The organism is Jeotgalibacillus sp. R-1-5s-1, assembly GCF_004405105.1.
GTDB lineage: Bacteria > Bacillota > Bacilli > Bacillales > Jeotgalibacillaceae > Jeotgalibacillus.
The window spans coordinates 111,221-135,457 of record NZ_SORW01000002.1 but is presented as its reverse complement, the minus strand read 5'-3'; the positions used below and the strand labels follow the sequence as shown (position 1 = coordinate 135,457).

Here is a 24,237-nt window from a genome sequence, read left to right as displayed (position 1 = left end):
ACCGGATGGGGTCTTTCTTTAAAGTTTTCGTCTACCTGTAATCAGATTATAAATAATCAGGATAATCGCGATAATGATTAGGATATGAATAATACCGCCAGCAAAATCCAAAAGTAAACCGACCAGCCATACAACGATTAGGATCACAATAATCCACCATAAAATTCTCATCATTGAAATCTCCTCCTTTCAAAAATTGTCATATCAATCTATCTTTACCCCTGTAAGAAAATTCATAACCCTGATCATGGAATAATTCCTTAAAAGCAGGCGAATTTCGTGGCTATTCGATCATATGTTCGCTATAATAAGGAAGGACAAATTAAAGACAAAGGATGAAGAATATGAAAGGTGCATCACATGCTGTTACTGGAACAGCAATAGGTCTGGGAACGGCGGTCCTGTATGACGCTGCACCTGCTGCCACCGGTCTTTTGATCCTGCTAGGCAGTGTATCAGCGCTGGCGCCTGATCTGGATACAAACGGCAGGCTATCTAACAGAATATCACTGCACAGAAAATGGTTATGGTATACATTGGCTTCTATCGGTGTTCTGCTTGGTACATACAGTCTCGTCATGCTGCAAGGAGTTTGGATGGTTGCAGGTATTGCAGTTGCATTATCCTTAATTATTGCTCCGCGTTTCCTGATTAAACAGCGTTTTATGGTCATGCTGTCAGGTGGAGTTCTTACGGGAATCGGCTGGTTTTACAGTGAAGACTGGCTTCTGTATTTTGGGCTTTTCACGATAATCTGCTCATTTCTTCCTCACAGGGGACTTACCCATACTTGGATTGGTCTTGCTGTATTTGCATTTATAGCATGGGAGTTAGAAAAAAGCCTGATGATTAATGGAATATTAACGGTATGTACACTGGGCTACTTAAGCCATATACTTCTGGACATGAAAATGCTTCCGTTTAACAAAAAAGGGGTAAAGCTTCTGCAGCCACTGATGAATAAGGAGTTCTGACTGTTACAATGGTCAGAGCGATAAACGATTCATGCATCGCAAGTAAAAGAATGGTATGATAAGACTCATATTCGTTTAGACTTAAGTCATCCGGGTATGAATACAAAATAAAGCGATGTATGAATTAAAGGAGTTATGGGAATGAAACTTACACAGGAAAAACGTATACAGCTTCATGAATTTAACAATTTAACCAAGTCGCTGAGTTTTAATATGTACGATGTCTGTTATACAAAGTCAAAAAAAGAGCGTGAAGCATATATTGAATACATTGATGAACAGTATAATGCCGATCGTCTGACTAAAATTCTGACACACGTTGCAGATATTATCGGTGCGCATGTATTAAATGTGTCAAAGCAGGATTACATCCCACAGGGTGCGAGTGTGACGATTCTTGTATCTGAAGGTCCGATTGTTGAGGTGCCGAATGAATCCTTTGAGGAATCACCGGGACCGCTGCCATCAACAGCAGCCCTTCATTTAGATAAAAGTCATATTACGGTACACACATATCCTGAATACCATCCGCATGAAGGGATCAGTACGTTCAGAGCAGATATTGATGTGTCAACCTGCGGTGAGATTTCTCCGCTAAAAGCCCTAAACTATCTGATTCATTCGTTTGATACGGATATTATGACAATGGATTACCGTGTACGTGGTTTTACGCGTGATGTAGATGGCCATAAGCTGTTTATTGATCACGATATTAATTCGATCCAGAACTTTATTCCGGAAGAAATTAAAGACGAATACGATATGATTGATGTAAACGTATATCCGCAAAATATTTTCCACACGAAGTGTAAATTGAAAGAATTTGACTTGAATAACTATTTATTTGGTTACCGCAAGGATTCGCTGGATCGAGATGAAATCGAGGAAATCACAGAAAAACTGAAAATAGAGATGGATGAAATCTTTTACGGCAAGAATATGAGAGCTCATCCTCGTGAAAAAAAATAAACCGTCATCATTGGCGGTTTATTTTTTGAAGATAGAAGAGAAGTAAAGTGTGTAATACCGGTTTGTTGTCTTTTGTTTTTAGTTTACATAATATATATTATAGGAAGTCAATAAAGTAATCCTGATTGTGTCTCATTTCAAAAGTATACTAAAAATAGTGAGACAAAATAAAAAATGAGCCAATTCCGGCCCATTTTTTATTTTGATCCCTGATCATGCATTCTGGCGATTCTGTATCGTTTAACAGCAATAAATCCATTAATCAATCCGATGATTCCAAGCATTGCTGCCATGGTTAAATCATTTTCTGAATATCTTTGTATACTCCAAATGATGAATGCGACAGCAAAAATAATGTTAATGGCAATCATCGCCGGCTGAATTCTGATCAATGAACAGCCTCCTCTATTTTATGGTAAGAGCTGATAATCCTTTTTCTTCAAGTAATGCATGAAAATGATCTTCAAGTTCGATCAGTCTGTTAACAGCAGCTTCTTCTGTGACCTCTCCGCTCTGTACCTCTTTTTCCCAGGCGTTTCTGGCAAGTACTGCAGCAATCTGGTCAGTTAAAATAGCCTGTTCATAGTCTCTTAAGTATGTCATTTGCTCAGATTCAAGCGTCAGTGTCGGTAAAAACACGCCTGATTCTTCATCTTTCTCAATGCGTTCTGTCTCATCGAATAGATCATGCTGTGAATACAATGCCTGTTCAGCTTCAATAAACGATTCAGAATGATCTTCAGGACTGTTTTTCATGGAATGTCTGACCAGGTCAGAAAGAAACATTGCCCCAACAAGCTCACGATACTGTTCTTTTGTCAGATCCAGTTTCATTTCTCCCGCTCCCTTCTATTCCTTGACGAGATGAGTTTCCCCGTCTTTCTGGATGATTTTACGTTCTTTATATAAACGGCCGAGTGCACGTTTGAAAGAAGCTTTACTCATATTAAAAATCAGCTTGATTTCCTCCGGGTTACTCTTGTCACCAAACGGCATGGAACCACCACGGCTCAGAAGATAATCAAGGATCATTTCCGCATCGTCGTCCATTTTTTCCTGCTTACGCGGCAGCAATGAACCGTTCAGTGTTCCGTCGTCTTTCACTCCGATTACGCGGACAGTGAGATCCTGTCCAAGGCGGGGTTCTTCACTGCGCTCGGACTCATGGATAAAGCAGCGGTATCCTTCTTCTGTTAATACAAATGTACCAACTTTAAGAAGACGGTATGGGCGTCCTTTCAGTTCCTTGTTATGAACGTCCTCATCAGCACGTCCTGAAAGCACCTGAACCACTTCCTCTGTTGCCAGTCGGCCAAACATTTGTCCAGCGCGGTCTGTGCGGAGTGTGATATACAAATAATCTCCCGCTTCCGGCCATACGTGTTTTGCTGCAGGCAGGTCTTCGGGCAGAACGGTTACTTCACGGGAAATACCGATATCAAGTGCCGCTCCGTCACGCTCGTTTACTTTTATGACTTTAGCCCAGCCATATACGCCTTTTCTGATTTTCGGAATCAGCGTGGATGCTGTAATCCGTCCTCTTCGGTCAGGATAGAGGAAAAATTCTCTCGTATCTCCGACTGTTACTTCTTCATGAATTTCTGATGCATTTAAAGGATATTCTTCCGTTCCTCTTGTTAAATAAAAGCCAAACGGTGCTTCAGACGCGACTGTGAGTGTCTGAACCGTTCCGCCAATTGATTCCTGTTCATTCATTTTTTAAGTTCCTCCTGTTTTCGATAACTGATTAAATTTATCATGAACCTGTTGTTCTGTACAGGTTATCCCGTGAATAAGGTGGCCATTCATTTTCTATTGTCTCACTTTTTGGTACAATGTTGAAGATTAAAGCATGAAAGTGAGGAATCAGGAGATGAAAATTTCTCTCGCAAATCGTATGAAAGGCTTTCAACCGCTGATTTTCAGTGAATTGTCTGCCTATAAAGCGCAAAAGATCGCACAAGGCTGCAGCATGATCGATTTAAGTATAGGCAGTCCGGATCTGTCGCCTCCTGATTTTATTAAAGATGCCTTATCAAAAGCGGTTCGTGATGACGAGGCTTACGGTTATACACTGACCGGCATCAAAGAATTTAATCAGGCCGTTACAACCTATTACAAACAAAACTATCAAATCAGTCTGAATGCTGATACAGAAGTTCTTTTATCTATGGGATCACAGGATGCACTGGTACATATTCCAATGGTGTTTTCAAACCCCGGAGATTACGTGCTTGTTCCGGATCCGGGTTATACGGCTTATGATGCAGGTATTGCGATGGCCGAATCCGTACCTTACTATATGCCGCTCAAGACAGAGAACGGCTTTCTTCCTGATTTAAAAGCCATTCCTGAAGAAGTTGCTGAAAAAACGTCTATGATGATTTTGAATTTCCCCGGTAATCCTGTCCCGGTTCAGGCGACAGAAGCATTTTATCAGCAGGCAATCGCTTTTGCTAAACGATATAACATCCTGATTATTCATGATTTCGCCTATGGAGAGTTATACTTCGATGGGAAAAAGCCGATTTCCTTTTTACAGATGGAAGGCGCAATGGATGTCGGTGTTGAAACAAATTCCTTATCAAAAAGCTTCAACCTTGCCGGAGGACGTATTGGCTATCTTGCAGGAAACGCAGAGATTATCAGGCAGTTTAACCGTATGAAATCAAACCTTGACTACGGTGTTTTTCGTCCGATGCAGGAGGCAGGCATTTTAGCGCTGCTGGAGGGTCAGGCTTTTTGCTCTCAGTCACGTGAAATTTATCAGAAGCGTCGTGATGCATTTGTACAAACCGCAGCACAATATGGCTGGGATATTCCTTCACCTGAAGGCGGGATGTTCATGTGGGCGCCGGTTCCTGCTGATATGACTTCAATGGATTTTGCGATCTCCGTCATGGATGAGTGTCATGTCGTGATTACACCTGGGCATGCGTTTGGCCCTTCAGGAGAAGGGTATGTCCGGATTGCTTTAGTTCAAAATGAAGGAAAGCTCACTGAGGCTGCAAAAAAGATCGGTGAGACATTCTTTTCTAAACAAACTTTAAATCACATTTAAAAAACGGGTCCCACATACAGGGGCCCGTTTTTACTTAAATACTGTCTGTAATATGTTTTCAATAATCCGTTTCTGTTCTTCAAAAAGTGGCAGAAACTGCTTTTTCATCAGAGAGAACTCCTCTTTCCCCTGATCCGTTAAACGATACCAGTATACCTTCTGTCGCCTTTTCTCATGTGACTTATAATCATCGGTACGGTGAAGAAGCCCCTCTTCTGTCATATCATGAAGCGCATCAAGAAGCGTACTTGGCGCAGGCTCCCAATTGCCGCCAATCTTTCTGAATTCAGCTTTAAAATGCTCGCTGATCATGCCGGAGTGACGAATGGACAGCAGATGAAGGATATAAAACTTCGTAAACTGCGATGCACTCATGTTCAGTGCGAATTTCTTCGGATTATGTTTACTCATGCCAAAACCTCCCTATACGATCATACGTTTGGTTATGATTATACAGGAAAAGCCTGCGTAATGCAGGCTTTATTTTGCAATGCTGTCTGAGATCTCCTGCATCGACCACTCGCCGGTCATCAGGTTACTTAACAGTTTTTATCCGTTTGAGTCATACCACTTTTTCGCATCGATTACTTCCTCTTCAGTTAACTGATGCCCTCTCTGATACCACTTAACCTCCACATTTGCTCCCGCTTCTGAAAGCAGTGCATCAAGATCTGTTGTTTCTTCCGGAGGACAGATTGGATCATTTTTACCCGCTCCGATAAAAACAGGTACGTCTGTCAACTGAGGCAGTTTATGGTCTCGCAGCGGAACCATTGGATGATGAAGGATAGCACCCTTAAGTGAGTCGCTGTAATGGAACAGCAGGCTGCCGGCAATGTTGGCACCGTTTGAATAGCCGATCGCCAGTACATTATTTCTGTCAAATCCGTATTTCTCTGCTGCCTCACCAATAAATTCATGTAACTCTACCGTTCTTGCTTTCAAATCTTCAATATCAAAGACCCCTTCGCGGATTCTTCTAAAGAATCTCGGCATCCCGTTTTCCGATACATTTCCTCTAACACTCAGAACGGAAGCTTCAGGATCAATCATCTGTGCGATCGGTAGGAGATCCTGTTCTGTACCGCCTGTTCCGTGCAATAACAGCAGGACCGGTTTATTTGAAGCCCCTTCTTTATAAATATGATGCATGCTTTATTCCACCTTTCCATTCATTTGCGTATCTTTCATCATCTTACCGTAAATTATCTCGAATTAAAAATATTTAAAATCGGTTAGTGTCGGAAATCATTTTCCACTTCTCTTTAATAAGTGCTATAATGTATTGATATGTTTTGCATGGAGGGATAAAGCAATGATACAAGTATCAGATGTCAGTCTCCGCTTTGGAGACCGCAAGCTGTTTGAAGATGTTAATATTAAATTTACACCAGGGAACTGTTACGGATTAATTGGAGCCAACGGTGCCGGAAAATCCACTTTCCTGAAGATTTTATCAGGTGAAATTGAATCTCAGACGGGTAACGTTTCTATGGGGCCGAATGAACGATTGGCTGTCCTGAAACAGAACCATTTCGAATACGAAGAAGAAGAAGTCCTGAATGTTGTGTTGATGGGTCACGCACGCCTGTATGAAGTCATGCAGGAGAAAAATGCGATCTATATGAAAGAGGATTTCACAGATGAGGATGGCATTAAAGCTGCTGAACTCGAAGGTGAATTCGCAGAGTTAAACGGTTGGGAAGCAGAGTCTGAAGCGGCCATTCTTCTTCAGGGTCTTGGAATCGGGGAAGAAAGCTTTAATAAAAAGATGGTTGAGCTGACCGGATCTGAAAAGGTTAAAGTTCTTTTGGCACAGGCGCTATTCGGTAAGCCTGACGTACTTCTGCTGGATGAGCCGACAAACGGTCTTGATATCCAGGCTATTCAATGGCTTGAAGATTTCCTGATCAATTTTGAAAACACCGTTATTGTTGTTTCTCACGACCGTCACTTCCTGAATACGGTTTGTACCCATATTGCGGATCTTGATTTCAGTAAAATTCAGATCTATGTCGGTAACTATGACTTCTGGTATGAATCAAGCCAGCTTGCTCAGAGAATGATGTCTGACCAAAACCGAAAAAAAGAAGAAAAAATTAAAGAACTACAGGCGTTTATCGCACGATTCAGTGCCAATGCTTCTAAATCTAAGCAGGCAACATCACGTAAGAAAATGCTTGATAAAATCAGCCTGGATGATATTAAACCATCTTCCCGTAAATATCCGTTCGTGAATTTTGAATTGGAACGTGAGATTGGTAATGATGTGTTACAGGTAAAAGATATCAGTAAAACGATCGATGGCGTAAAGGTGCTTGATAATGTCAGCTTTACGATGAATAAAGATGATAAAATTGCACTTGTCGGAACAGATGAAATTGCTAAGACGACACTGATGCGTATTCTGATGGGTGAAATTGAACCTGACAGCGGAAGCTTTAAATGGGGTGTAACGACCTCACAATCCTACTTCCCTCATGATAATTCAGAGTATTTCCAGGGTCAGGAGTCTGATCTTGTGGACTGGTTACGTCAGTACAGTCCTGATGATGAAAGTGAAACATTCCTTCGTGGATTCCTCGGGAGAATGCTGTTTTCGGGTGAAGAAGTGCGCAAAAAGCCTTCAGTCCTTTCCGGAGGAGAAAAAGTACGCTGCATGCTTTCACGTATGATGCTGAAAAAAGCGAACGTTCTCCTGCTTGATGAACCGACTAACCACCTTGACCTTGAATCCATTACGGCATTAAACAATGGATTAATCAATTTCAAAGGTGCGATGATCTTTACATCTCATGACCATCAGTTCGTTCAGACGATTGCTAACCGGATTATCGATATCACGGATGGCAAAATCATCGATAAGCAATTAACGTACGATGAGTTTCTTGAATGGAATAAAGAACGAGTAGCACAGTAACAAAAAGACTGCCTTTAAGGGCAGTCTTTTTTCATGATTATTTCTGAAATTTTTTTAACAGACCTGGCAGTGTTCCCTTTTTCAGTACTTTATCAGAAAGTGCTGAGAGCCTATTAATGATAGCGAGTCCGTCTTCATCTCCGGCCCAGTGATCACGAATGATATCCGGAGACAGATTATTAACGATAGTCTGAAGAACAAATGATGCCACAACCAGATCATCAATAAAACCACCCGGACCAATTAACCCTTCAGGAATAAGATCTACAGGCAATATAAAATAACTGATGGCACCTGCCACCATGGCTTTGTCTTTGCCTGAAACACGCGGGTCTCTTACTACCTGAATAAGCAGATAAAAAATATCCGGTGCAAACAGCAGGTATTTTGCATATTTGTGATTGCGTCCTGTTTTGGATTGCAGAAACTGATCCATCTTATGACGAAGAGTAAAGTAGAAATTTTCCTGCTCTTTTTTCGTTTCATTCATGTTGATTTCACTCCTTTTGTATACACCTCCCTTTTCCCTGAATAAATTAAATTTAATCATAAAAAAACCTGCTCAAAGAATAGCAGGTTTGATGGTTTACCACCAGAATGGTTTTTTATTTTCAGGTATCTCTTCTATTTTTTCAGCTTCTGCCTTTTGTTTTCTGAAATCCCAAAAGGAATCAAACGGATGTGTTCTTTCCTTTGACTCTTCCTTTTTCTCGACCTTTGCTTTTTTATCCATACACCTCTGCCCCCTTTCGAATAGTGTATTCAACTGGTGAAAGCGTGTATGGGCAGTGTGAATGTTTAAATTGAGCGTAAAAAAAACCGCACTGCCGAAGCAGAGCGGTTTTTATATCAACAATTACAGTTTTACAACGTTAGCAGCTTGTGGTCCGCGGTTGCCTTCAACCACTTCGAATTCTACCTGCTGGCCTTCGTCAAGAGACTTGAAGCCTTCGCCAGTGATTGCTGAGAAGTGTACGAATACGTCGTTTTCTCCTTCAACTTCGATGAATCCAAAACCTTTTTCTGCGTTAAACCATTTTACTGTACCAGTTTTCATTATGAAAAACCTCCAAAAAATAAATTGACAATATGCAAACTTACCACAAAAGAAAAATTCACATATTACAAAAAGTACCGTGCTTTCCGATCACTCTTTGTAATATGTGAATCTTATCATGCAGGTATCATTGCTATTGACTTGTTATCCTTATTATACATCCTTCGAATTAAATGTCAAACACATTCAGAGGATTAAATTCCTTTTTTTTCTGATTGACCTTTATTTAAGCAGCCTGTGTCGCACTGCAAGCTCCTCCGGGGCCATTTTGACGGTTAACTGGAGCAAAAATGTCACGATTGCCAAATCGTCTGTTAAACCAATTATGCCAAGATAATCAGGTAACAGATCAATCGGAAGTAAAAGATATGCGACAGCCAGTCCAGCCGGAATGATTTTCTTCATTGGATGAACGTGTCGTGAAGTAAAATAGTCTTTTAAAAACGGAAATGATTTTTTCAGTGTGAATAGAAACCGTACTCTTGATAAAAATTTTGGCATTGTTCATCCCTCCTTGTTAATTTACGAGAAAAGACGATGAAAGTTTCATATTTTATTCGCATCATTCTTTTTCCTGATGTATGATAATGACAATCATACATAGACGGAGGGAAACAGTTTGAATGAATTGGCGAAATCAAAATGGTTCAGGTTCGGATTTGGTTTAATTACGATCCTGGTGATCATTTATCTTGCAAACCTTGTAGACTTTATCTTCACACCTATTGTGGTGATCGTCACTACATTGTTTGCACCTATTGCAATTGCAGGGGTACTGTACTATCTTTTAAGACCTGTCGTTGCGCTCGTGGCAAAATATATTCCAAGAGGAATAGCCATCCTGCTGATCTATCTTGCAGGAATTGGGCTGATTGTCGGAGTTGTCTTTATTGTGGGGCCTCCACTTTCAAGACAGTTTAATTCACTGGTGGATAATATCCCAACTATCTTTAATGAGCTTTCTGCAGTTGTGATGAACTTAGTTCAGTCCGACTGGTTTAAAAGTATCCAGGAACAGCAGGACTTTTCGATTCAGGATATTACAGAGCAGATTGCAGGTTACCTGCAGGGCTCACTGGATTCGATCGGTTCAAACCTGATGTCCATCATCGGAGTCATTACCAATATTGCGATTGTAATTGTGACGATTCCTTTTGTTCTGTTTTATATGCTGAAGGATGGACAGAAACTTCCGGAGCAGTTTCTGCGTTTTACTCCTGAAGAGTTCCGTCCGGAAGGCAGAAAGGTTCTTCAGGATATGGATATTGCTTTAAGTTCTTATATTCAGGGACAGCTGATTGTCAGTTTCTGTGTAGGTGTACTGCTCTATATCGGATATTTGATCATTGGGCTGGAATACACCATCGTTTTAGCACTCGTAGCAATGCTGACAAACGTAATCCCGTTTGTAGGACCATTTATTGGAACCATCCCGGCAGTAATTGTAGGTTTTATTCAATCTCCACTGACCGCTTTACTCGTCATTATCGTGGTAATTGCTGCCCAGCAGATTGAAAGTAACCTGATCTCTCCTCAGGTAATGGGGAAAAAGCTTCAGGTTCACCCGCTAACCATTATTTTTCTGCTGCTTGTCGCTGGAAGCTTTGGTGGTCTGCTTGGTCTGATTATGGCTGTTCCGACATATGCAGTAGGTAAAGCCATTGTTGTTAACGCATACAGGTTTGTTACGATCCGAAGACAATACGATGAGAAAAAAATAAAGAAAAGTAAAATGGTATAAGGAAAAACCGGAAAGCAAATTTGCTTTCCGGTTTTTTTAATCAATCAGTTTTTCAAAAAAAGATTTTTCATCATCATTCATCTGATTTGTTGTGTATGGCTTATCATTGTGCAGAATAAGCAGACCGTAGTAAATCTGCAAATCATCATCACAATCTTCACAAAAGAAGAAATCGTCATCATTCCAGTAGGCGAACTGGGTCCCTCTCTTCACACGCACATGTTTGCATGCCTGCCTGAGTTCAATTGTCCGATCACGGAAAAGGTCGAATGCCTCTGATTTTTCAATTGTGTTCCACTCCTGTGTAATATCCTGCTCCCAGCCCTCCAGGAACCACCAGGGCTCTGCATCACTCTTTAACTGGATAATACGCCACATAGCCAGCACCGCCTTTCTGTATAAGTGCTAACTTAAGTGTACAGAAGGATCGGTGAAAAAGGAATGGATATGCTCATGTTTGATTATGCCATCACTTGATCAAGTTCACCGTTTTTTACAGGTTCAATGATCTTTAGAACGAGTGGGTAAAATTGGGCGGTGTGATCAAGCCGGTAGAGAATTCTCTTCCCCTGCCTCTGTTCTTTGATCAGATTCGCATCTTTTAATTTTTTGATGTGCTGGCTGACTAAAGGTTGGCTGATTCCGAAAAGATGAACGAAATCAGATACAGTCCAGTCATCCTGTGCCATTTTTTTCGCCATAATAAGGCGTGTGCGATCGCCGAACAGGCGATATATATCAGCAACCTCATCAGCAAAGAAGTAAAATTGACTCATGCAGTGACCCTCGCTTCCTGAAAATATAAAACTTATGACTTATATTATTACCTATTTACTATTATTATATACATAGAAATGAAAAAAAACTATCGAAGTTGGTATTTTTTTCGTTTTTAATAGTCTTTAAGTCTGTTTTGGTGTTTTGATAGCCCCTGCTTGAATGAAATCACCGAATAGTAGACAATGTAATAAGAGGAAGTGTACATGGATGAAACTTATTCTGCCGCTGTACGTATAACGACATAAGAAGTCTTTTTAAGGAGAAGATGGAGATGAAACCATTTTTATATTTAGCTGCCCGCCTTGGGATATCGCTTCCTTCAGCGAGCCTGACCTGGCTGACATCTTTATTTGTGTTTAATGCTGAGTTTTGGGAGGCATCCTTACTTGGACTTGGCGGAGGTATCATTCCGTTTTATACGATGAAGTTTTTCCAAAACAGGTCATTGCTGCGATCTTACGGACTCACCCGTCAGGAATATAAATATATTCATGAAAACCTGAAAGAAGCTCAAAAGAAAATTTCCAGACTTCAGGGTAAGCAGTTTCAGATTCGTTCGTTATCTGCGATGAGACAGTTGAATGATATGATTAAGTTTTCAAGACGGATTTTTTCGATCGTTAAAAAAGATCCTAAACGTTTTTATGCCTCCGAGCAGTTTTTCTTTTACCATCTTGACTCTGCGGTTGAATTAACCGACAAATATACAATGCTTGTTACTCAACCAGTAAAAAACAAGGAAGTACTGTCATCACTAGAGGAGACAAGAAAAACGTTACATGAATTAAACTCTTCTCTTGAAGAAGATTTAATGAAAGTGCTGTCGAACGATATTGATACGCTTCGCATCGAGCTTGATATGGCCAAAAAATCAATAGAACAGAAATCATAAGACTTTTATACAGGGAGGAACGATTATGTCGGATCAAAATCAGTACACTACGGATTTAAAAGAAAAAAACACAATGATGGATGACCTGCTGTCAAACCCTTTTGGCGACCAGGAGCTTGTCAATGTGAATGAAACAAAGACATCCCCGGCACCGAAAAGAATGGCTGATATGCTGTCTGAACAGGACCGGAGACAGGCAGAACAAATCTCACAGCAAATTGACCCGGGTGATCACCAATCCATTCTTCAATACGGGACAGCTGCTCAATCCAAACTCTCGAACTTCTCACACTCTATGCTCGACCATGTTCAGAGAAAAGATGTTGGGCCTATTGGCGATATTCTGAAGGAATTAATGGACCGGCTGGAACAGATCAATCCGGACGAGCTGTCCAACGAGAAAAAAAATGTTTTTTCAAAGCTGTTTAACAGGGTCAGCAGCTCGGTAAATGAAATTTTATCGAAGTATCAGAAGGTTGGGGCTCAAGTAGACCGGATCAGTGTCAAACTGGACCATTCAAAGAAATCACTGATGGATGATATTCAGATGCTTGACCAGCTGTATGATCAGAACAAAGCCTACTTTCAGGCACTTAATATATACATTGCCGCAGCCGAACTGAAACGGGACGAGCTTGAACAGTCAGTCATTCCTGCTCTGCGTAAAAAAGCTGAACAAAGCAATGATCAGATGGCTTATCAGGAAGTAAACGATATGATGCAGTTTATGGACCGGCTCGATAAAAGAATTCACGACCTGCAGTTAAGCCGACAGATTACGATCCAGAGTGCGCCACAGATCAGGATGATACAAAATATTAATCAGGCACTGGCTGAAAAAATTCAGGCTTCCATCTTAACAGCAATCCCTCTATGGAAAAACCAAATCGCCATTGCACTTACTCTTTTCAGGCAGCAGCGTGCGGTTGAGGCTCAGAAACAGGTAACGAAGACGACGAATGAGCTTCTGTTGAAAAATTCAGAGATGCTGAAAACAAACAGTATTGAAACAGCAAAAGAAAATGAACGTGGCATTGTTGATATCGAAACTTTAAAAACAACACAGGCAAATCTTGTACAAACACTTGAAGAAACGCTCCGTATCCAGCAGGAGGGCCGTGAGAAACGCCGATTGGCTGAAACAGAAATACAGTCTATGGAGGCTGAATTAAAACAGCAGCTTCTGCAATTGAAAAATAATAACCGATAAAAAAACAGCCCGGCATTTTTTGCCGGGCTGTTTTTATGACTGCTTTTTCGATTTTGGAAATCTTCGTCGTACTGTTTTCCAGTGCTCCTGATTCAGCTGCTCGTTAAACCGGATCATATCTTCAAGAAGTGCCTGGTGAAATGGATACATGTTAAAGTCTCCTTTTATCAGGCATTATGACCTTATTTAAAAACTGATATTCTTTCCGGTCTTAAATACTCTTAATAAGCAACCTTTTCAGCAGTGGGAAAAGTACATCCGGAAGCTCCTGTACATCCTGGACAAATAAGCTGTACTTCCCATATATATTCTGGATAATCTGCTTTTGGGATTCAGGGATCTCAGATGTTGACAGGAAAACGTTCATAACCTGAATGCCCTGCTTGCGTGCGGATAATACGGCTTCATGCGTATCAAGGATCCCGTTCTGGCTGTAGTCAGCCGCTGCCGGTTCACCATCTGAAAATACGAGCAGAAACTTCTGTTTTTCAGTCCTTCTGACAAGCCTTTCTGTCATTAGACGGATCGCATATCCATCACGATTATCTTCCTCCGGCTGAAGCTGCATGATTGCCGCTCCATTTTGAGAATAAATAGATTGCTCATAAGGGATCACTGTTTTCAAATGAGATGGGAATTTACTGCTACCTGCTTTTGCAGCGTCCTCCCAGAATCCTGTAATCTCATGAGGAACCTGAATTGACTTTAATGCTTCATGGAAGAGTACGAGTCCTTTTTTTGTTTCGTCCATTTTGTCATACATTGAAGCGGAGCAATCGAGCAGCAATGTGAAAGTCGCATCTATTTTTGGTGACTCTTCATTTTTCTTATAAAAAACACGAGGCTGTTCATCTGTAAAAAACGGGGTCAGCTTTTTGCTCAGCCTTCCTTTGACAAGGTGCGTTCTTGGCAGTGTTTTTTTATGATCAAGCGTTTTTTCAATCATTTTCTGAAGTTTTTTCTGATAATGGGTGATGTCTTTACGATAAGTCTGATAATGAACCTGATCATCTGCTGATGATGGTCCCGCTTCTTCAAAAATGGCATAAGCCTGTTCATTATCTTTACCGTATTGACCTGATCCTCCATCATTTTTTTCCTCCAGTTTACGTTCCACTTCCTGCTGATCAAACTGATTTTTAGAGGATTTCTTCGTACTGCCCTGAACGGAACCTAACGCCTGCTCCTGGTCATCACCTTCACGTGCTGCGTCTGCCTGGATAGAGGTTTTTGTTCCGGCCTCAAGATCAAACTGGAGGAACGACTCTCCTTTTTCCTCTGTTTCCCTATGCCAGCTTTTAAATTCTTCCTCTACGGCTTCCTCTTCCCCGTCAGGTTTTTCTTTTTCGGTATCATCATTTACAAGGGGATCTTTTCTTTTAAGATCATCAAAGGTCAGACCCTCTTCCCAATCCTTCATGGTTTTCTCCGGAAGATGAAAGTACTCATTAAGCATATCTTTACGTAACAGCTCATCAAGTACCTCACATACATTGCGACAGATTGACGACACACCTGCTGTTGTCTTTACCTCATGTGACCGTTCGATCTGCTGTGTCAGATACGGTTTTGCCCGATTAACATCCGGATGAATATCAGGCCAGTCAGCAACGGGTGTTTCTGCAAATATATGAAGGTACAGCAGATTAAATAACGCATCTGTTGTGACACCTTTTACTAAGTGTACATTCAACTGTGATTCAAAGTACTTCCGATAAAGCCTTCTTCTCGTTGAAAAAGCTTTCTTTGTTCCCCCTCTTTTCAGTTTTACAATTTCTTCGACTCTCAAGTCCTCAATCACCATAAAAAGCTGCTTAGCAAAAGATGATATGGACAGTGTTTTTGTAAACGCGATAAAGCGGTTTATCTCTTTAACATCTGAATGATTTAATGTACCTTCTCCACGCAGATAAACGTCAGAGATCAGGCCATGCCATTCTTCTTCAGCTGAACGATGGTCCCAGAAATGGCTTACAAATATCGTATTTTCAGGCACATCTAAATAGTTACTCGGGCTGTACTCAACAGTCATTTCTTTTTCTTTCGTTAACGTTTTGGCGAGGTCAATCAGCTGCATGAGCTGAAACGAATTAATGTTTTCATCATTAAACTGAATAAAACGCTGCATACCAACACCTCATCCAAAAATGGTTTCTGCAATATTTCTGACTGCTGCCTGTTCGCGTTCATCCTCAAGTTTATCAGTGATCCCCCGTTGTACCGCTCTCATTGGCGGCAGGTAAAGAGCCAGGTCACATGTATCAAGCAGCGCACGAATCGAAGCGGCTTCTTCAGATACCTGTCCATTTTGCACCTGGGTTAATAAGTCTCCTGACAGCTGAATAAATTGATCAATTAATAAGTCGTTTCTCAATTGACTTTCATTCTTAATAACTGTTTTAAGTGTTTCTCCTGAAATGTATGGCACATCAATGACGACAAAGCGGTTTTTTAGCGCTTCATTTAAAGGCACGGTTCCTACATATCCTTCATTAATGGCCGCTACGACTTTAAACCCATCCGCTGCCTGAATCACTTCATTTGTAAAAGGGTTCGTAATCGTTCTGCGATAATCAAGTACCCCATTGAGTATTGGCAGTGTTTCCGGCTTAGCCATATTGATTTCATCAATATAAAGGATCTGCCCTTTTTTCATCGCCTGAATAACAGGACCCTCAACGAAGGTAATGACAGATTTCCCATCGACCTGTTCAATGGTTTTAAAGCCGAGCATGGCTTCTGCATCAAGGTCAACAGAACAGTTAATGCTGTACATCGGCTGATTGAAAATGGAGCTGATGGTCTCGGCCAGCTTTGTCTTACCCGACCCTGTAGGCCCCTTTAATAAAATATTTTTTTTCAAAGCCATACTGACTACCGCATCTTCTAAAATGGCGGGATCATCTGAGGTATACCCGCCGTTGCCTATTCTTCCTTTATCCTCTTCAGGAAATTCAGGTGTTTTTTTAATCATATTTATAATCTCTTCAGGTAACTGATCTAAAATATTCGTCATGTACATCATCCTTTTTAAGTAATTACTCAATGATTCATTCTATCGTTGTTTACACGGTATTTTCAACTTTTGTGTGACCTTCATGGTTTTACGTAGACAGTCTATGAACTCATGCGTAAAATGAGGGCGAAAGGAGTTTTAAATAGATGAATCAATTTCGGGAATTCTGCAGAAATTTAGCAGACAGCAAGCCGTTTACAGGAATTATTATCAGCTTAATATTGTTGAATGCGGTGATTATAGGACTTGAAACGTATCCCTCCATTTACATATCAAATCAGAATCTTTTTATTCTGGCTGACAGGGTGCTTCTTTGGATCTTTACAGTAGAAATCCTGATCAGGCTGATAGGAAGCAAGTCAATCAGCTCATTTTTCAAAGAACCATGGAATGTGTTTGACTTTATTATTGTCGCAAGCGGTCATCTCGTTACGGGGGGACATTATGTCACAGTCCTGCGTATTCTGCGTGTGTTACGGGTGCTGAGAGCGATCTCTGTCATTCCTTCTCTCCGGAAAATGGTGAACGCGCTTTTAATGACGATTCCATCAATGGGTACGATTCTTTTGCTTTTGGGCATTTTCTTTTATATCTATGGTGTAATTGGAACGATGCTGTTTCAGGATGTCGCTCCTGAGTATTTTGGTTCCCTTCATGCTTCGTTGTTAAGCCTGTTTCAGGTTGTCACGCTCGAGTCGTGGGCAAGCGGTGTTATGAGGCCGATACTTGAGGAAGATCCATCTGCATGGTGGTTTTTTGTAACATTTATCTTAATCGGCACGTTTGTTATTTTTAACTTATTTGTTGGGGTAGTTGTCAACAATGTAGAAGAAGCTTCTCAGGAAGAGAATCCTTCACCTGCCGATTTAAAGCTCATTGAAGTTCAAAAAGAATTAGCTGAGATTAAACAACTGCTAAAGGATAATCGGCGTACTTAAAAAGAGGCATGGACGGGATCATCGTCCATGCCTTTTTGTTAAAAATCAGTTTTGAGGCTCATAAATGTAAAGACCGCGATCAAGTTTTCTCACATTCGCGTCTTTTTTCTGTATCGTTTTCATAAAGGTTGTAATATTGGCAACTTTATATCCTGTTTCTTTTTCGATAAAGTCCTGAATATCTGTCCCTTTAATCGGCTCAAGAGTGCTTTTCAGGATGGTAAATGCTGCTTCATGCATCCTTTTGGATTTTCCAATATCCTTAACTTTACGAGGTTTTTCAGTAGCCGGCATTGGATGGTTCTCTTCTGTTGTCATTTGTGAGGAAACAGCAAGGCCTTCTTCTTTATCCAGCTCACGCAGCCTTGTAAGAATGGCTTCTCTTTCTTTTCTGAACTCGTTTAGGATCCGCTCTTCAGAATCAATCATTTGCTCGAGCCTGATTTTCAAAGCCGTTCTTTCATCAAACATTCGGTTCTCTCCTCAATAAATCAAATTAGTATATATTCATTATAATTTGAAAGAAAATGAATGAAAAGAAATATTTTTGACCAATGTGGTCATAAACTCCTGGTATATCAGTCTTTCTAAGTTTTTGACATTTTATGTAAAATAATATATACGGGCATGTTTATCAGTATATTGATAGATATTAAAATATAAAAGAGGCCGCATCCAGGGCCTCTTCTGTTCATGATTCAGCTTTTTATACAGCTTCAAAATAGTCTTTGTAAAAACCGCCGATCTTACCGCTATTATCAATAATAAAGATAAATTCCTCGGTTTCATTTTTTACGTCATATGTTTTTCCTACCGTCAGTACATTATTAACAACGTACTTTGCAGCGTTATCGTGTATACACTTAACCTGCTTAATAGTTTCACGCTTTTCCCAGTCCAGATGAATCATTTATTCAGACCCCTTTCATTTCTTTGTATGATCAGTATATCGTTTAACCATTCGCTCATCAAGAAGATGATGAAGGTTGATTAACGTGACTGAACGCTTCTGCAGAATCAATTTTGCCGAAAACTTTTGTTACAGGAAAACGCTCTCCCTGTAGCCACTTTCCAAAATCGATTTCCAGGGGAACTGCATTCTGTCCGGCCCCAAAAAACATTTTTAAAGTTGAAGGCTGATAAACCGCTGTATGAATCGTACCTGCCCAGCTTCCATAGTTCTTTTTAAAAATCCCATATGCAGGATCATTGAACTTTTTAAATGCCTCCAATGGGGCATGTGTTGTTTGACCCTGCTGATGGATCGTATGAAGTCTGCTGATGGATTCCTTCAGCTGATAACGATTTTCCGATGATTTTATGGAGGTTTCAAAATGATTTGTGCAGGCTGTATCCATTTCCTCATTACGGACGGCGACCCCGAGTGCGGAAGCTTCCACAACAGCATGTTTCCCGTGCGCATCATAAAGCGTGTAATTAAATGCGTGCCGATGAGGAATTTCCTTTAGCATCGCTATGGCTTCATCTGTGGTTGAACAGCTGTCGAGCAGAAAGCGTGCGATAATAGAGCACGTAAAGCCTTTACCGGGGTTTTTCCTGTTAACAAAATGAAAGCCTACACAAAGTCCTTTTTCATTCATTCCATCAATTCTTCCTATCATCCTTCCTGCAATCCCAACGGAGGCATAACCTGTTTCAGGTTGCCAGATCATCAGCCTGCCCTCATATGTTTTAGGGTGATAATCATAATTACGGGCAAAATAGCCATCCTTCATGAGTACTGAACAGCCTGATTTTTTCCAGTCCTGCTGCCAGCCGGAATATTCGTGAATCACTTCAGAAGTATCCCATTCCATGACTGAACTGAGTCCTTCAAGTTCATTCCACAGCCCGGGTGAAAATTGATCAAAGTAAGACTTCGCTATTTTTTCATCCGTGCGATACGCTTTTTTTGAGCGGTCACGCCGTTTTAAGTGAAAATGGTACAGAGGGGTCCGTTGAAATAATCTACCTGCCTGTTCCCCTAGTTCAAAGTAGGTACCCCTTCCTTTAATCACATCTATGTGAAACTGCTGCATAAGATCATGTCCTTTTTAATCTAATTATGTCGTACCGGCGTTTTCGTTTCCACTATGAATGCAGACAAAAACATACTGATTTGATGGGCCTTCGACACAATTAACAAAAATAAAACGTAAATAATACAATTCAGTAACAATCGTGGAATGCTGTTGATGACACATTAAGATGAGCGTATAATATGGTTAATGGAATTATTAGAATATTCCATTAAAATAATCACTAAGGAGGTTTCATCCATTGAAAATTTTGAGTAACGAACAGCTTTTATCCGCTTACCGTGACGCTGAGAAACATGGAGAACACGATACTCAGGTGATTTTACGCAAGGAAATTCAAAAAAGAGGCATTAACGCCGGACGAAACAGAAAATAATGGTTACATACACGCAGACATAGTGCTGCGTGTTTTTAATTGGTCAAAAAAGGTGGAGCCTGACTCTTCAGGCTCCACCTTTAATCATTAACCTTCAAGAAGAAGATCTTCAGGATTCTCCAGCAGTTCTTTGACCATTTTAAGGAATCCAACTGCCTCTTTTCCATCAATAATACGGTGATCATATGAAAGCGCTACGTACATCATTGGACGGTTGTGTGTGCGCTCTGCATCAATGGCAACAGGACGTAACTGGATGGTGTGCATGCCCAGTATACCAACCTGAGGACCATTTAAGATTGGTGTTGACAATAGTGAACCAAACACACCACCATTTGTGATGGTGAACGATCCTCCCTGCAAATCACTTAATTGAAGCTTTTTGCTCTTCGCTTTTTCAGCAAGGTTTACAATTTCCTGCTCAATCTCTGCGAAGTTTTTGCGGTCACAGTCTCTGACGATTGGGACAACCAGACCGTCCTCAGTAGAAACCGCTACACCTACATCGTAATATTTCTTCAGGACGATTTCATCGCCATCAATTTCAGCATTTACGTAAGGGTATTTCTTAAGTGCTGCAACAACTGCTTTCGTGAAGAAAGACATAAATCCAAGACGGACGTCATGCGTTTCGAAGAAGCGGTCTTTTTTACGTTTGCGCAGATCCATCACATAAGTCATGTCAATTTCATTAAATGTAGTCAGCATGGCTGCAGTCTGCTGTACTTCTACAAGACGATTTGCAATAGTCTGGCGACGGCGTGACATTTTTTCGCGTACAACCGGTTTAGTATCTTCTTTCTTCGGCGCAGTCTCCTGCTTCGCTTTTGGTGCTTCCTTTTTAGGCTCTGAAGCAGCAGGCTTTGATCCGTGATTCTCAACATCCTGTTTTCTCACGCGGCCCATCGGATCAACCGTTGATACTTCAGACAGGTCGATTCCTTTTTCTCTTGCCAGCTTACGTGCTGCAGGAGATGCAATCGTACGGCCTTTCTTTTCTTCTGTCACTTCAGCTGTTTTTTCCTTACTTTCCTGAGCCGGACTTTCCTTTGGTGCCTCTTCAACAGTTTCAGGAGCTGATGCTGTACTTCCGCCTTCACCAGCTTCAACGATTGCAATCACCTGTCCTACTTCAACAGTGTCGCCTTCATCGGCTTTCAGTTCCTTGATAACGCCTGCCTCTTCTGAAATCACTTCAACGTTTACTTTATCTGTCTCAAGCTCAACGATATATTCGCCTTTTTCAACCTGGTCACCAGGCTGTTTAAGCCATTGTGCAATTGTACCCTCTGTAATTGATTCAGCTAATTCTGGAACTTTAATTTCTGCCACTGCGACTTCCTCCTCTATTCTTTCCCTTTGACTACGGATTGTTCTAAGATTCTTTCCTGCTCTTTTTTATGAACGGTAGGGTCTCCCTCAGCTGGACTGCTTCGGCGTCTCCTTCCAATATAATCGACTTTGACGCCTTCCGGTGCGAGCTCTAAAAGTCTTGGTTCTACAAATGTCCATGCACCCATGTTTTTAGGCTCTTCCTGTACCCAGACAACTTCCTTCAGGTTAGGATAGCGACTGAAGATCTCTCTTACTTCCTGCATAGGGAAAGGATAAATCTCTTCTATACGGACTAGGTGCAGCCAGTCATTGTTATCTTCTTTTTCAGCACGCTCTAGCAGATCGATGCCAACTTTACCAGATGATAGAACAATACGCTCTACCTTATCAGTCTCTTTACCGAGCTCTGGATGCTCAATCAGCGGTCTGAAGCCGCCTTCAGTAAACTCCTCAACACCTCTCGAAACGAGCGGATGTCTTAAGAGACTTTTCGGTGTCATAATAATGAGCGGTCTGACTTCCTCTTTTTTCAGGATCGCGGCCTGTCTTCTTAAAATGTGGAAGTACTGTGCAGAACTTGTCAGATTTGCGACAGTCCAGTTGTTTTCAGCAGCAAGCGTAAGGAATCGCTCCATTCGGGCTGATGAATGCTCCGGACCCTGTCCTTCATAACCATGTGGAAGAAGCATTACAAGTCCTGACTTCTGTCCCCATTTCGCACGGCTGGAAGAAACAAACTGATCGAACATCACCTGGGCCATATTGGCAAAATCACCATATTGGGCTTCCCAGAGCACAAGTGTCTCTTTTGAAAAGACATTGTAACCATATTCAAATCCAACTACTGCAGCCTCTGTCAGAGGACTGTTATAAACGCAGAAGGATGCATTTGCACCTTTGATATGATGAAGCGGCGTGTACTCTTCACCCGTTTTCTCATCATGAAGGACAAGGTGACGGTGAGCGAAAGTTCCGCGCTGGGAATCCTGTCCACTGAGTCTGATTGGTGTACCATCCTGCAGGATTGCACCAAAGGCGAGTGTCTCAGCGTGAGCCCAGTCAACTTTTCCGTCTTTTTCAAATGGGTCCTGACGTCGCTGAAGGATTTTTTCAAGCTTCTTAAATACATTAAAACCTTCAGGGAATGAGAGTAAGTCCTGGTTCATGGCAGTCAGGCGGTCAAGCTTAACGCCTGTTGAAAAATCATGAAGCGAACCTGTCACATCTTCCGGCGGTTCCATTGAAATATCACGCTCTTTGTCAGATTTCGGCACCGAATCATACGCTTTCTGAAGGTGAGCCATGTGGTCTTCCCTCATTTTCTGTGCCTCTTCAGCTGAAAGCGTTTTATTTCCTACAAGCTTATCTTCATAAAGCTTACGTACGTTGTCGTGGTTTTTGATATACGTATACATATCAGGGTTCGTTACCATCGGCTCATCCATTTCGTTGTGGCCGAATCGGCGGTAACCGATCAGATCAATGACAAAATCTTTGCTGAACGTCGCACGGTATTCGCTCGCCATGATGGCTGCTGCCAGACAGGCTTCCGGATCATCTGCGTTGACGTGAAGAATTGGCACTTCAAATCCTTTTGCCGTGTCAGAAGCATACTGTGTCGAACGTGAGTCAAATGATTCTGTTGTAAATCCGATCATATTGTTGGCAATCACGTGGATAGATCCGCCTGTATGATAGCCGCGCAGCTGGCTCATGTTAAGGGTTTCTGCTACAACTCCCTGACCCGGGAAAGCTGCATCGCCGTGAATCATAATCGCCAGTGAAGATTCTGTTTTAATATCAGGAATCCCTGCTTCTGAACGATTTTCCTGAGCAGCTCTTGTATAACCGGCTACGATCGGGCTGATAACCTCAAGGTGACTCGGGTTATTTGCAAGTGTAATGCGTGTTTTAGCTTCGTTTTTAGCCAGGTTCCGGTCTGCACCTAAGTGATATTTCACATCACCGGTCCAGCCATATGTAATCCCGATTGATCCTTCAGACGGGATCAGATCTTTACTTGGCGAGTGCTGAAATTCTGCAAAAATCATTTCATACGGTTTTTCAAGCACGTGTGCCAGCACGTTCAAGCGTCCACGGTGAGCCATTCCGATGTTGATAGAGCGCGCCCCTTTTTCTACAGTCGATTGAATAATTTCATCAAGTAAAGGCACCATCGTATCAAGACCTTCAATAGAGAAACGTTTCTGTCCTACAAACGTTTTATGAACAAAATTTTCAAATCCTTCAACCTGCACGAGGCGGTTTAAGGTCTCTTTCTTTTTGTCATCTGAGATTGAAGCATCCAGTGAACCGGATTCAATATAATTCTTCAGCCACTTCTTCTCTTCGCGGTCATGAACATGAGCATATTCAAACGCAATGGTACGCGTGTACATTTTCTTTAAATACTCAATGGCCTCGTACCCATTTGTCACTTCATCAGTCGAATTTTCGATTAAAATATCGACAGGGATTTTTTCAAGATCTTCCTTTGTCAGTCCGTAAGTTTCAAGTTCAATTCTTTCTGTGTCCTTTTTCTTATCATGGAGCGGATTAATATCTGCTGCAAGGTGTCCGTATGCACGAATGCTGTCGGCAAGTTGAACCGCTGCAATCACCTTACTGTAATCAGTTCCTTCGATGTTGACTTCTGCTTTCTGATTCCCGGACTTATAAGGGGAACCGTTTTCTTTAAAATATTGCTGCAGTTCTTCATCGACTGATGACGGATCTTCAAGATAAAGATCATACATCTCCATCATATAGCCAAGGTTTGGCCCCGAAAAACTTAATAAAGATGAGTCCTGCTCCGCCTGTTTTCTCATTTTGAAAACCTCCAACGTCTTGGACATTTCTGAAATATCTAAATTTACAGAAATGCTATGTAAATATAGTTTTATAAATCACTAAAACGCTTACAGAGCCA

At 41.3% G+C, this 24,237-nt stretch carries 28 protein-coding genes; 9 read left to right on the top strand and 19 right to left on the bottom strand.

Annotated elements, in window-relative coordinates; translation table 11 throughout:
* Window positions 1-18: 18 nt before the first annotated feature.
* Complete coding sequence (locus tag E2491_RS00715) at window positions 19-174, bottom strand: lmo0937 family membrane protein (protein ID WP_134371524.1); 156 nt, start codon at window positions 172-174, stop codon at window positions 19-21.
* 170 nt (window positions 175-344) lie between these two features.
* Here E2491_RS00715 and E2491_RS00710 point away from each other — a divergent pair, with 170 nt between their 5' ends.
* Window positions 345-974, top strand: coding sequence for a metal-dependent hydrolase (locus tag E2491_RS00710; protein WP_166805752.1), 630 nt, complete (start codon window positions 345-347; stop codon window positions 972-974).
* A 141-nt stretch (window positions 975-1,115) separates the two neighbouring features.
* Complete coding sequence (speD, locus tag E2491_RS00705) at window positions 1,116-1,943, top strand: adenosylmethionine decarboxylase (protein WP_134371520.1); 828 nt, start codon at window positions 1,116-1,118, stop codon at window positions 1,941-1,943.
* Window positions 1,944-2,140: 197 nt separating this feature from the next.
* On the opposite strand, the gene E2491_RS00700 is transcribed toward speD, so the two are convergent.
* Genes E2491_RS00700 through E2491_RS00690 form a run of 3 tightly spaced genes read right to left on the bottom strand, consistent with a single transcriptional unit; the run spans window position 2,141 to window position 3,659 of the window.
* A complete protein-coding gene (locus tag E2491_RS00700) occupies window positions 2,141-2,335 on the bottom strand; it encodes a hypothetical protein (protein WP_134371518.1) in 195 nt (64 codons plus the stop codon).
* 13 nt (window positions 2,336-2,348) lie between these two features.
* Window positions 2,349-2,777 (bottom strand): hypothetical protein, encoded by a 429-nt coding sequence (locus tag E2491_RS00695; RefSeq protein ID WP_134371516.1) that lies wholly within the window; start codon window positions 2,775-2,777, stop codon window positions 2,349-2,351.
* A gap of 15 nt (window positions 2,778-2,792) precedes the next feature.
* The gene (locus E2491_RS00690; RefSeq protein WP_134371514.1) at window positions 2,793-3,659 is read right to left on the bottom strand and encodes a CvfB family protein; all 867 of its coding nucleotides are present in this window, start codon (window positions 3,657-3,659) and stop codon (window positions 2,793-2,795) included.
* Window positions 3,660-3,816: 157 nt separating this feature from the next.
* Between E2491_RS00690 and E2491_RS00685 the strand changes: the two genes are divergently transcribed.
* Window positions 3,817-5,004 (top strand): LL-diaminopimelate aminotransferase, encoded by a 1,188-nt coding sequence (locus E2491_RS00685; RefSeq protein ID WP_134371512.1) that lies wholly within the window; start codon window positions 3,817-3,819, stop codon window positions 5,002-5,004.
* 30 nt (window positions 5,005-5,034) lie between these two features.
* Here E2491_RS00685 and E2491_RS00680 read toward each other — a convergent pair whose 3' ends face one another.
* Window positions 5,035-5,415 (bottom strand): PadR family transcriptional regulator, encoded by a 381-nt coding sequence (locus E2491_RS00680; protein WP_134371510.1) that lies wholly within the window; start codon window positions 5,413-5,415, stop codon window positions 5,035-5,037.
* A gap of 138 nt (window positions 5,416-5,553) precedes the next feature.
* Window positions 5,554-6,156: an alpha/beta hydrolase gene (locus tag E2491_RS00675; protein WP_134371508.1), complete on the bottom strand. Its 603-nt coding sequence runs from the start codon at window positions 6,154-6,156 to the stop codon at window positions 5,554-5,556.
* A gap of 163 nt (window positions 6,157-6,319) precedes the next feature.
* Here E2491_RS00675 and E2491_RS00670 point away from each other — a divergent pair, with 163 nt between their 5' ends.
* Window positions 6,320-7,924 carry an ABC-F family ATP-binding cassette domain-containing protein gene (locus E2491_RS00670; RefSeq protein WP_134371506.1) on the top strand — a complete coding sequence of 535 codons (1,605 nt, stop codon included), beginning with the start codon at window positions 6,320-6,322 and terminating at the stop codon, window positions 7,922-7,924.
* A gap of 37 nt (window positions 7,925-7,961) precedes the next feature.
* Here E2491_RS00670 and E2491_RS00665 read toward each other — a convergent pair whose 3' ends face one another.
* The 4 genes from E2491_RS00665 to E2491_RS00655 form a co-directional block, all read right to left on the bottom strand.
* Complete coding sequence (locus E2491_RS00665) at window positions 7,962-8,414, bottom strand: YkvA family protein (protein ID WP_134371504.1); 453 nt, start codon at window positions 8,412-8,414, stop codon at window positions 7,962-7,964.
* Window positions 8,415-8,510: 96 nt separating this feature from the next.
* Window positions 8,511-8,657: a hypothetical protein gene (locus E2491_RS17400; RefSeq protein WP_166805751.1), complete on the bottom strand. Its 147-nt coding sequence runs from the start codon at window positions 8,655-8,657 to the stop codon at window positions 8,511-8,513.
* 123 nt (window positions 8,658-8,780) lie between these two features.
* Window positions 8,781-8,981: a cold-shock protein gene (locus tag E2491_RS00660; protein ID WP_039809180.1), complete on the bottom strand. Its 201-nt coding sequence runs from the start codon at window positions 8,979-8,981 to the stop codon at window positions 8,781-8,783.
* A gap of 222 nt (window positions 8,982-9,203) precedes the next feature.
* Window positions 9,204-9,482 (bottom strand): DUF1232 domain-containing protein, encoded by a 279-nt coding sequence (locus E2491_RS00655; RefSeq protein ID WP_134371502.1) that lies wholly within the window; start codon window positions 9,480-9,482, stop codon window positions 9,204-9,206.
* Between the two features lie 118 nt (window positions 9,483-9,600).
* On the opposite strand from E2491_RS00655, the gene E2491_RS00650 reads away from it, so the two are divergent.
* The gene (locus E2491_RS00650) at window positions 9,601-10,722 is read left to right on the top strand and encodes an AI-2E family transporter (RefSeq protein ID WP_371414439.1); all 1,122 of its coding nucleotides are present in this window, start codon (window positions 9,601-9,603) and stop codon (window positions 10,720-10,722) included.
* Between the two features lie 36 nt (window positions 10,723-10,758).
* Here E2491_RS00650 and E2491_RS00645 read toward each other — a convergent pair whose 3' ends face one another.
* Both E2491_RS00645 and E2491_RS00640 read right to left on the bottom strand, forming a co-directional pair.
* Entirely contained in the window at window positions 10,759-11,100 is a 342-nt protein-coding gene (locus tag E2491_RS00645; RefSeq protein ID WP_134371500.1) for a DUF1033 family protein, read from the bottom strand.
* Window positions 11,101-11,183: 83 nt separating this feature from the next.
* Window positions 11,184-11,498 carry an ArsR/SmtB family transcription factor gene (locus E2491_RS00640; RefSeq protein WP_134371498.1) on the bottom strand — a complete coding sequence of 105 codons (315 nt, stop codon included), beginning with the start codon at window positions 11,496-11,498 and terminating at the stop codon, window positions 11,184-11,186.
* Window positions 11,499-11,773: 275 nt separating this feature from the next.
* On the opposite strand from E2491_RS00640, the gene E2491_RS00635 reads away from it, so the two are divergent.
* Together E2491_RS00635 and E2491_RS00630 are read left to right on the top strand one after the other, a co-directional pair.
* Window positions 11,774-12,394: a 5-bromo-4-chloroindolyl phosphate hydrolysis family protein gene (locus E2491_RS00635; RefSeq protein WP_166805750.1), complete on the top strand. Its 621-nt coding sequence runs from the start codon at window positions 11,774-11,776 to the stop codon at window positions 12,392-12,394.
* 25 nt (window positions 12,395-12,419) lie between these two features.
* On the top strand, window positions 12,420-13,604 hold the full coding sequence (locus E2491_RS00630) for a toxic anion resistance protein (RefSeq protein ID WP_134371494.1): 1,185 nt from the start codon (window positions 12,420-12,422) through the stop codon (window positions 13,602-13,604).
* Between the two features lie 211 nt (window positions 13,605-13,815).
* Here the strand turns inward: E2491_RS00630 and E2491_RS00625 are convergent, their stop codons facing one another.
* Window positions 13,816-15,732, bottom strand: coding sequence for a vWA domain-containing protein (locus E2491_RS00625; protein ID WP_134371492.1), 1,917 nt, complete (start codon window positions 15,730-15,732; stop codon window positions 13,816-13,818).
* A gap of 9 nt (window positions 15,733-15,741) precedes the next feature.
* Window positions 15,742-16,620 carry an ATP-binding protein gene (locus tag E2491_RS00620; protein ID WP_134371490.1) on the bottom strand — a complete coding sequence of 293 codons (879 nt, stop codon included), beginning with the start codon at window positions 16,618-16,620 and terminating at the stop codon, window positions 15,742-15,744.
* Between the two features lie 146 nt (window positions 16,621-16,766).
* On the opposite strand from E2491_RS00620, the gene E2491_RS00615 reads away from it, so the two are divergent.
* Window positions 16,767-17,558: an ion transporter gene (locus E2491_RS00615; protein WP_134371488.1), complete on the top strand. Its 792-nt coding sequence runs from the start codon at window positions 16,767-16,769 to the stop codon at window positions 17,556-17,558.
* Between the two features lie 45 nt (window positions 17,559-17,603).
* On the opposite strand, the gene E2491_RS00610 is transcribed toward E2491_RS00615, so the two are convergent.
* The 3 genes from E2491_RS00610 to E2491_RS00600 form a co-directional block, all read right to left on the bottom strand.
* Window positions 17,604-18,029 carry a Rok-like winged helix domain-containing protein gene (locus E2491_RS00610; protein ID WP_134371486.1) on the bottom strand — a complete coding sequence of 142 codons (426 nt, stop codon included), beginning with the start codon at window positions 18,027-18,029 and terminating at the stop codon, window positions 17,604-17,606.
* 235 nt (window positions 18,030-18,264) lie between these two features.
* Window positions 18,265-18,468 carry a DUF6501 family protein gene (locus E2491_RS00605; protein ID WP_134371484.1) on the bottom strand — a complete coding sequence of 68 codons (204 nt, stop codon included), beginning with the start codon at window positions 18,466-18,468 and terminating at the stop codon, window positions 18,265-18,267.
* Window positions 18,469-18,526: 58 nt separating this feature from the next.
* Window positions 18,527-19,597, bottom strand: a complete 1,071-nt coding sequence (locus tag E2491_RS00600) for a C45 family autoproteolytic acyltransferase/hydrolase (protein WP_134371482.1) — start codon at window positions 19,595-19,597, stop codon at window positions 18,527-18,529.
* Window positions 19,598-19,838: 241 nt separating this feature from the next.
* Here E2491_RS00600 and E2491_RS00595 point away from each other — a divergent pair, with 241 nt between their 5' ends.
* Complete coding sequence (locus tag E2491_RS00595; protein WP_134371480.1) at window positions 19,839-19,973, top strand: sporulation histidine kinase inhibitor Sda; 135 nt, start codon at window positions 19,839-19,841, stop codon at window positions 19,971-19,973.
* A gap of 87 nt (window positions 19,974-20,060) precedes the next feature.
* Here the strand turns inward: E2491_RS00595 and odhB are convergent, their stop codons facing one another.
* Together odhB and E2491_RS00585 are read right to left on the bottom strand one after the other, a co-directional pair.
* Window positions 20,061-21,305: a 2-oxoglutarate dehydrogenase complex dihydrolipoyllysine-residue succinyltransferase gene (gene odhB, locus E2491_RS00590; RefSeq protein WP_134371478.1), complete on the bottom strand. Its 1,245-nt coding sequence runs from the start codon at window positions 21,303-21,305 to the stop codon at window positions 20,061-20,063.
* A 14-nt stretch (window positions 21,306-21,319) separates the two neighbouring features.
* On the bottom strand, window positions 21,320-24,136 hold the full coding sequence (locus E2491_RS00585) for a 2-oxoglutarate dehydrogenase E1 component (protein WP_134371476.1): 2,817 nt from the start codon (window positions 24,134-24,136) through the stop codon (window positions 21,320-21,322).
* Window positions 24,137-24,237: the final 101 nt, after the last annotated feature.

Excerpts from the sequence above, each read along its gene's own strand:
- E2491_RS00715 (WP_134371524.1), bottom strand. The coding sequence starts at position 174 with ATGATGAGAATTTTATGGTGGATTATTGTGATCCTAATCGTTGTATGG.
- E2491_RS00710 (WP_166805752.1), top strand. The coding sequence starts at position 345 with ATGAAAGGTGCATCACATGCTGTTACTGGAACAGCAATAGGTCTGGGA.
- speD (WP_134371520.1), top strand. The coding sequence starts at position 1,116 with ATGAAACTTACACAGGAAAAACGTATACAGCTTCATGAATTTAACAAT.
- E2491_RS00695 (WP_134371516.1), bottom strand. The coding sequence starts at position 2,777 with ATGAAACTGGATCTGACAAAAGAACAGTATCGTGAGCTTGTTGGGGCA.
- E2491_RS00690 (WP_134371514.1), bottom strand. The coding sequence starts at position 3,659 with ATGAATGAACAGGAATCAATTGGCGGAACGGTTCAGACACTCACAGTC.
- E2491_RS00685 (WP_134371512.1), top strand. The coding sequence starts at position 3,817 with ATGAAAATTTCTCTCGCAAATCGTATGAAAGGCTTTCAACCGCTGATT.
- E2491_RS00680 (WP_134371510.1), bottom strand. The coding sequence starts at position 5,415 with ATGAGTAAACATAATCCGAAGAAATTCGCACTGAACATGAGTGCATCG.
- E2491_RS00675 (WP_134371508.1), bottom strand. The coding sequence starts at position 6,156 with ATGCATCATATTTATAAAGAAGGGGCTTCAAATAAACCGGTCCTGCTG.
- E2491_RS00670 (WP_134371506.1), top strand. The coding sequence starts at position 6,320 with ATGATACAAGTATCAGATGTCAGTCTCCGCTTTGGAGACCGCAAGCTG.
- E2491_RS00665 (WP_134371504.1), bottom strand. The coding sequence starts at position 8,414 with ATGAATGAAACGAAAAAAGAGCAGGAAAATTTCTACTTTACTCTTCGT.
- E2491_RS17400 (WP_166805751.1), bottom strand. The coding sequence starts at position 8,657 with ATGGATAAAAAAGCAAAGGTCGAGAAAAAGGAAGAGTCAAAGGAAAGA.
- E2491_RS00660 (WP_039809180.1), bottom strand. The coding sequence starts at position 8,981 with ATGAAAACTGGTACAGTAAAATGGTTTAACGCAGAAAAAGGTTTTGGA.
- E2491_RS00655 (WP_134371502.1), bottom strand. The coding sequence starts at position 9,482 with ATGCCAAAATTTTTATCAAGAGTACGGTTTCTATTCACACTGAAAAAA.
- E2491_RS00645 (WP_134371500.1), bottom strand. The coding sequence starts at position 11,100 with ATGTGGCGTATTATCCAGTTAAAGAGTGATGCAGAGCCCTGGTGGTTC.
- E2491_RS00640 (WP_134371498.1), bottom strand. The coding sequence starts at position 11,498 with ATGAGTCAATTTTACTTCTTTGCTGATGAGGTTGCTGATATATATCGC.
- E2491_RS00635 (WP_166805750.1), top strand. The coding sequence starts at position 11,774 with ATGAAACCATTTTTATATTTAGCTGCCCGCCTTGGGATATCGCTTCCT.
- E2491_RS00630 (WP_134371494.1), top strand. The coding sequence starts at position 12,420 with ATGTCGGATCAAAATCAGTACACTACGGATTTAAAAGAAAAAAACACA.
- E2491_RS00625 (WP_134371492.1), bottom strand. The coding sequence starts at position 15,732 with ATGCAGCGTTTTATTCAGTTTAATGATGAAAACATTAATTCGTTTCAG.
- E2491_RS00620 (WP_134371490.1), bottom strand. The coding sequence starts at position 16,620 with ATGACGAATATTTTAGATCAGTTACCTGAAGAGATTATAAATATGATT.
- E2491_RS00615 (WP_134371488.1), top strand. The coding sequence starts at position 16,767 with ATGAATCAATTTCGGGAATTCTGCAGAAATTTAGCAGACAGCAAGCCG.
- E2491_RS00610 (WP_134371486.1), bottom strand. The coding sequence starts at position 18,029 with ATGTTTGATGAAAGAACGGCTTTGAAAATCAGGCTCGAGCAAATGATT.
- E2491_RS00605 (WP_134371484.1), bottom strand. The coding sequence starts at position 18,468 with ATGATTCATCTGGACTGGGAAAAGCGTGAAACTATTAAGCAGGTTAAG.
- E2491_RS00600 (WP_134371482.1), bottom strand. The coding sequence starts at position 19,597 with ATGCAGCAGTTTCACATAGATGTGATTAAAGGAAGGGGTACCTACTTT.
- E2491_RS00585 (WP_134371476.1), bottom strand. The coding sequence starts at position 24,136 with ATGAGAAAACAGGCGGAGCAGGACTCATCTTTATTAAGTTTTTCGGGG.